The sequence below is a fragment of the Terrabacter aerolatus genome (assembly GCF_007991735.1).
GTDB lineage: Bacteria > Actinomycetota > Actinomycetes > Actinomycetales > Dermatophilaceae > Terrabacter > Terrabacter aerolatus.
In genome coordinates, this window is sequence record NZ_BJYX01000062.1 from 1 (window position 1) to 521 (window position 521).

Consider the following 521-nt stretch of genomic DNA (forward strand, 5'->3'; position numbering starts at 1 on the left):
AACACGTCCAGGAGGTACCCGCCTGAGCTGAAGGCTCGGGCGGTGCGGATGTTCGAGGAGATCCGTGCCGATCACGCCACGGACTGGGAGGCGATGACCAAGGTCGCGCAGCTGCTCGGGGTCAGCACCGCAGAGACGGTCCGCAAGTGGGTGCGTCAGGCCCAGATCGACGACGGTGCCCGGCCGGGCGTCACCAGCGAGGAGTCGGCCGAGGTCAAACGGCTCAAGAGAGAGAACGCCGAGCTGCGCCGGGCGAACTCGATCCTGAAGGCGGCCGCGGCTTTCTTCGGAGCCGAGCTCGACCGGCCCTCCCGCTGATCGTGGAGTTCATCCGCGAGCACGCCGACCGCCGTGAGGAGCGCGAGCACGGTGGCCTGCGTTGGGGTGTCGAGCCGATCTGCGCCGTGCTGAGCGAGCACGGGCTGCCGATCGCCCCGTCGACGTACTACGCGCACGTCAACCGGAAGGCGACCGCGCGGGAGCACCGGGATGCGCTGCTGCTGGAAGAGATCCGCCGGGTC

At 69.5% G+C, this 521-nt stretch carries 1 pseudogene; it reads left to right on the plus strand.

The window, feature by feature from the left end:
• Positions 1-521: pseudogene (locus TAE01_RS21025) on the plus strand (transposase); the annotation flags it as partial.